We start from the raw sequence: 5,204 nt of genomic DNA, 5'->3' as shown, positions 1-5,204 counted from the left end.
AGGCCCGCAATCCGTGAACGCCGTCCACTCCGTGCGGGGGGGGCGACGGTGGCAAAAGTGCATGGCTCACCGGGGAGATCACCTATAAGTCGTAAACCACTGCGCGGGGAATGCCGGGTGATTCCGGTGTGACCTGACAACGCGTGTGCGCTCTACCACTACCCATTGCACACGTGGCTATCGGGCGCATCGGGCGCCCGGCATTCCCGCGCCCTTTGATCAAAGAGGGCGGCACGTTGATAGCAAACCTCGGGCGAAACGCGTCGCGAGATTGCGAAACTGCGCTTGTGACACATCGCAGCTGTCCTCACCCGCACCTGCGGGTGATCCGGCGGCAGTTCGTCGCTGCCAAGAGGTCTCTCAAAACCTCTTGCTCAGAAATTTCGAGTGCTTCAGACCGTATCGCCAGGGCAGTTCGACCCCTTTTGTAATACCGATCCGTCGCCCCGCAGCGATCTCCGGTTCTGCCTTCCCTGCGTGCAGCGCGATCGGCGGCGCATCGAGCGCGAGACCATTATGCGCATGCGTAATCCCAAGCGCCTCCGTCAGCTTGCCCGGCCCTGAACACAGCGCCCGCTCATCGTGCAAGCCGCGGCGATGACGCATCGCGGCGATACCGTGCGTCGGCTCGAGCGCGCGGATCAGTACCGCGCTGGCCGAACCCTCCTTCTCGCAGACGAAGTTGACGCACCAGTGAATGCCATAGGAGCGATAGACATAGGCATAGCCCGGCGGGCCGAACATCACGAGGTTGCGCGGTGTCGGACCGCGGAATGAATGCGCGGCGGGATCGGTGTGATGATAGGCCTCGACCTCGACGATGACTCCGCCGACGCCGTCCACCAGCAGCGTGGCGCCGATCAGGTCAGGCGCCACCTCGTGCACGCTGCGGGCAAAGAATGCGCGCTTCAGCGGCCGGCCCGGAGCGGCGGCGGTCGGGACAGGGGAAATACGGCTTCGAGCCATTCAAATCGGGGCTGGCGAGGGCGGAATGCGTCGGGCAAGGCAATATGCTAAAGCTTGGCTGCCAACAAGCCGGGCGGTTGCGATTCCCCTTCAAGCGGATTAACTAAGCCTCTAAGGGATAAAGATATTCCATGGTCGTCGTCGTCGATACCGTCTCCGCCACTCCGCTGCGCCCGCGCCACCCCGAAAAGGTGAACCGGCCGGATGCGCTGTCGCCGCCGAAGCCGGACTGGATCAGGGTACGCGCGCCGAATACCCGCGGCTATGCCGACACCCGCGCCATCGTCAAGGAAAACGGTCTGGTCACGGTGTGCGAGGAAGCCGGCTGCCCGAATATCGGCGAATGCTGGGACAAGAAGCACGCCACCTTCATGATCATGGGCGACACCTGCACCCGCGCCTGCGCCTTCTGCAACGTCAAGACCGGCATGCCCACGGGGCTCGATGCGTCCGAGCCGGAACACGTCGCGGAGGCCACCTTCAAGCTCGGGCTCGCCCACATCGTGGTGACCTCGGTCGACCGCGACGATCTCGCCGATGGCGGCGCCGAACATTTTGCCCAGACCATTCGCGCCATCCGCGCGCGCTGCCCCTCGACCACGATCGAGATTTTGACGCCGGACTTCTTGCGCAAGGAAGGCGCGCTCGAAATCGTGGCAAAGGCAAAACCCGACGTATTCAACCACAATCTGGAAACGGTGCCGTCGCGCTATCTCACGGTGCGCCCCGGCGCGCGCTATTTCCATTCGATCCGGCTGCTGCAGCGGGTCAAGGAAATCGATCCCACCATCTTCACCAAGTCCGGCATCATGGTCGGCCTCGGCGAGGAGCGTCACGAGGTGCTGCAGGTGATGGACGATCTGCGCTCGGCGGATGTCGATTTTCTCACCATCGGGCAGTATCTGCAGCCGACCCGCAAGCATCACGCCGTGATGCGCTACGTCACCCCTGATGAATTCGCCGGCTATGAGAAGGTGGCTTATACCAAGGGGTTCCTGATGGTATCGGCGAGCCCGCTGACCCGCTCGTCGCATCACGCCGGCGACGATTTCGCGAAGCTGCGGGTCGCGCGCGCGGCGCGAGCCGGCTGAGTTCTTCGATGCGGAAATTCTCCAGCAAGCGCCGGGTCATCCATAGCGCCGAGCAGATGTTCGACCTCGTCGCCGATGTCGAGCGCTATCCCGAATTCGTGCCGCTGTGCCACGCACTCAAGATCCGGCAGCGCACGCCGGGGCCCGACGGCACCGAAATCGTGATCGCCGACATGACGGTGTCGTTCAAGCTGGTGCGGGAAGCCTTCACCAGCCGGGTCACGCTGGACCGCCCCAATCTGAAGATCATGGTGGAATATCTGAAGGGGCCGTTCAGCAACCTGGAGAACCGCTGGAGCTTCGAGCCGCGATCCGAAACCGCCTGCGACGTCGGGTTTTTCCTGTCCTACGAATTCAAGAGCCGGATGCTGGCGATGCTGATGGGCACCATGTTCGACACCGCATTCCAGCGCTTTGCAGCGGCGTTCGAGAAGCGCGCGGATGCGATTTACGGGCAGGGTAGCGCAGCAAGCAAGCCGTCATCCCCGGGGTGAACGCAATTGCGTTCACCCGTGAGGTGCGCGCTCTTGCGCGCCTCGAAGGATGCGCATTGGGCACCGTAGTCGTCTCCATCCTTCGAGGCCGTCGCAAGCGCGACGGCGCCTCAGGATGACGGCGGAGTTCGTTTACGCCCGCGGCGGCCGTCGCCGCTTGACGGCGCTGCGGCGCGGCGTGCGGGCGACGCGGGGACGCAGGCGGCTCATGGTCTGGCGGCGCGGTTTTGCCGGCGTCTGCGGGCCACGCGCGATCTCGGTCAGCATGCGCAGGGCCTCGAGCACCGAGCGCAGGCGAACCGCGCTGCGGCCGATCGCACCGAACCGGCATTCGCGGTGCAGGATGCGGCCGTCGCGCGCGGCGACCGCGAGATGGACCAGGCCGACCGGCTTGCCCGGCGTCGCCCCGCCGGGGCCGGCGATGCCGGTGATGGAGACGGCGAGATCGACGCCGGCCTTCTCCAGTGCGCCGAATGCCATGGCGGTCGCAGTCTCCTTGCTGACCGCGCCGAAGGTCGCAAGCGTGGTGGCCTTGACGCCCAGCATCGCGCGTTTTGCATCGTTCGAGTAGGTGACAAAACCGCGGTCGATGACGTCGGAGGAGCCGGGAATGTCGGTCAGCGCGGCGGCGACCATGCCGCCGGTGCAGGATTCAGCGGTCGCGATGGTGAGCTTCCGCATCCGGCACAAATCGAGCAGCGAGCGGGAGAGGGCGCGGGCGTCGCTGCCGCTCATGCTACTCGCTCCAACCTTTGAAATCCCAGGGCAGGCGGATGGTGGCGCTGGCGGTCGCCGCGATGCCTTCCCCGCGGCCGGTAAAACCGAGCCGCTCGCTGGTGGTGGCCTTGACGGCGACGCGCGAGATGTCGAGCCCGGTGATGTCGGCGATCCGCGCCCGCATGGTGTCGCGCAGCGGGCCGATTTTTGGCCGCTCGCAGATCATGGTGACTTCGAGGTTGGCGATGCGCCCGCCGCGCGCGGTGACGCGGTCGACCGCGTATTTCAGGAAGCGGTCCGACGCCGCCCCCTTCCACTGCGGGTCGCTCGGCGGAAAATGCGAACCGATATCGCCGTCGGCCAGCGCGCCAAGGATGGCGTCGACCAAGGCGTGCAGGCCGACATCGCCGTCGGAATGGGCGAGAAAGCCTCTGACATGCGGCACGCGTACCCCGCAGATCATCAGATGATCGCCGTCGCCGAAGGCGTGCACGTCGTAGCCGGTGCCGGTTCTGATATCGCCGAGCCGGGCGGCCAGGCGGGCTTCCTCGCGGACGAAATCGTCAGGGGTGGTCAGTTTCATGTTCGCAGGATCGCCTTCAAATGTCGCCACCGTCAATCCCGCCCACTCCGCCAGCGCGGCGTCGTCGGTGAAGTCGCTGCGGCCCTCGCGCGCGGCGCGGCGATGAGCGTCGAGAATCACCTCGAAGCGGAAGGCCTGCGGGGTTTGCGCGATCCGCAGCCGCGCGCGCTCCGGCGTCGCCTCGACATTGCCGCTGCCGTCGACCAGCTTGATGGTATCGGTGACCGCGATCGCCGGAACCGCGGCGCCGGTGCGGCCGGCGGCCTCGATCGCGCGCGAGATCAGCGCCGCCGATACGAAAGGACGCGCCGCGTCGTGGATCAGGACCACATCCGGCTTCTGGCTGGCGAGCGCCTCCAGGCCGGCATGCACCGAGGCCTGCCGCGTCGCGCCGCCGTTGGCGGGTGGCGCGTGGCGCAACGTGCTGACCGCCTCGTTGAACATGGCGGTATCGTCGGGATTCAAAACCGGCTGCACGGCAAACACGTGGGGATGGCGGCAGAACGGCTCCATCGCCCGGAAGATCACGGTCTGGCCGCCGATCGAACGGTACTGCTTCGGTCCTCCTGACCCGGCGCGAAGCCCGCGTCCGGCTGCGACAAGGATAGCTGCAGTCCGGTCGGGTGCGGGCATCTGGATCAACTACTGACGATACGGGGTTGATGGAGGGAACGGAGGACCGTTGGGGCCCTCCCTATCATGCCGAGGGCTCAAAAACAGGCCGTTTCCGAGTAGCTGTAGGAAAAGCATATTTTGCTGCAACGCACTTGCACAACTGATAGAATTGTCTAAAGTGTAGGCATAGAGCTTGACTGCACAAGATTTGTGCTCAGAGTGACTCCCTATGGTCGCAATGCCGCGCCCGCCAGAAAAAACGAGACGTCCGTGACCGCCTCGGAATGCTCACCGCGTAAGCCATTGAAGATAGGCGATATTGAGGTCGCCAACCGGGTCCTTCTGGCGCCCATGTCAGGCATTACTGATGTCCCGTTTCGGCGTCTGACCGCAGCCCTCGGGGCGGGACTGGTCGTATCCGAGATGACCGCCAGCGATGATCTTGTCAACGGCCGCCCGATGTCGCTGCTGCGCTGCGAGGCGACCGGCATTGGCCCGCACGTCGTTCAACTCGCGGGCTGTCAGGCGCACTGGATGGCGGAGGGCGCGCGGATCGCCGAGTCCGCCGGCGCCGACATCATCGATATCAACATGGGCTGTCCGGCGCGTCACGTCACCGGCGGCCAGTCCGGTTCGGCGCTGATGCGCGATCTCGATCACGCCTTGACGCTGATAGAAGCCACGATCGCGGCGGTGAAAGTGCCGGTCACGTTGAAGATGCGGCTTGGGTGGGACGAT

Annotated in this window: 6 protein-coding genes; 3 read left to right on the top strand and 3 right to left on the bottom strand. The window is 65.3% G+C overall.

Annotation, left to right across the window (positions count from 1 at the left end):
• Nucleotides 1–360: 360 nt before the first annotated feature.
• Nucleotides 361–966 (bottom strand): DNA-3-methyladenine glycosylase, encoded by a 606-nt coding sequence (locus tag Q8N40_RS04815; RefSeq protein WP_370870797.1) that lies wholly within the window; start codon nucleotides 964–966, stop codon nucleotides 361–363.
• Between the two features lie 131 nt (nucleotides 967–1,097).
• On the opposite strand from Q8N40_RS04815, the gene lipA reads away from it, so the two are divergent.
• Together lipA and Q8N40_RS04805 are read left to right on the top strand one after the other, a co-directional pair.
• On the top strand, nucleotides 1,098–2,057 hold the full coding sequence (gene lipA / locus Q8N40_RS04810) for a lipoyl synthase (RefSeq protein ID WP_305711005.1): 960 nt from the start codon (nucleotides 1,098–1,100) through the stop codon (nucleotides 2,055–2,057).
• Between the two features lie 8 nt (nucleotides 2,058–2,065).
• Nucleotides 2,066–2,551: a type II toxin-antitoxin system RatA family toxin gene (locus Q8N40_RS04805; protein ID WP_305318818.1), complete on the top strand. Its 486-nt coding sequence runs from the start codon at nucleotides 2,066–2,068 to the stop codon at nucleotides 2,549–2,551.
• Between the two features lie 132 nt (nucleotides 2,552–2,683).
• Here Q8N40_RS04805 and Q8N40_RS04800 read toward each other — a convergent pair whose 3' ends face one another.
• Nucleotides 2,684–3,286, bottom strand: coding sequence for a CinA family protein (locus Q8N40_RS04800; RefSeq protein WP_305318817.1), 603 nt, complete (start codon nucleotides 3,284–3,286; stop codon nucleotides 2,684–2,686).
• 1 nt (nucleotide 3,287) lies between these two features.
• Nucleotides 3,288–4,484: a bifunctional 2-C-methyl-D-erythritol 4-phosphate cytidylyltransferase/2-C-methyl-D-erythritol 2,4-cyclodiphosphate synthase gene (locus tag Q8N40_RS04795; RefSeq protein WP_305711004.1), complete on the bottom strand. Its 1,197-nt coding sequence runs from the start codon at nucleotides 4,482–4,484 to the stop codon at nucleotides 3,288–3,290.
• 333 nt (nucleotides 4,485–4,817) lie between these two features.
• Here Q8N40_RS04795 and Q8N40_RS04790 point away from each other — a divergent pair.
• Nucleotides 4,818–5,204 (top strand): tRNA dihydrouridine synthase (locus Q8N40_RS04790; protein ID WP_371135617.1); only part of this gene is annotated, 387 nt, incomplete at its 3' end.

The sequence above is a fragment of the Bradyrhizobium sp. genome (assembly GCF_030693485.1).
In the GTDB taxonomy this organism is placed as follows: Bacteria; Pseudomonadota; Alphaproteobacteria; order Rhizobiales; family Xanthobacteraceae; genus Bradyrhizobium.
Note: the sequence above shows the minus strand (reverse complement) of the source record. Positions and strands in the feature narration are given on the sequence as shown.

What these genes read in the sequence shown, in the direction of transcription:
- Q8N40_RS04800 (WP_305318817.1), bottom strand. Translation starts at nt 3,286, where the DNA reads ATGAGCGGCAGCGACGCCCGCGCCCTCTCCCGCTCGCTGCTCGATTTG.
- Q8N40_RS04795 (WP_305711004.1), bottom strand. Translation starts at nt 4,484, where the DNA reads ATGCCCGCACCCGACCGGACTGCAGCTATCCTTGTCGCAGCCGGACGC.
- Q8N40_RS04805 (WP_305318818.1), top strand. Translation starts at nt 2,066, where the DNA reads ATGCGGAAATTCTCCAGCAAGCGCCGGGTCATCCATAGCGCCGAGCAG.
- Q8N40_RS04815 (WP_370870797.1), bottom strand. Translation starts at nt 966, where the DNA reads ATGGCTCGAAGCCGTATTTCCCCTGTCCCGACCGCCGCCGCTCCGGGC.
- lipA (WP_305711005.1), top strand. Translation starts at nt 1,098, where the DNA reads ATGGTCGTCGTCGTCGATACCGTCTCCGCCACTCCGCTGCGCCCGCGC.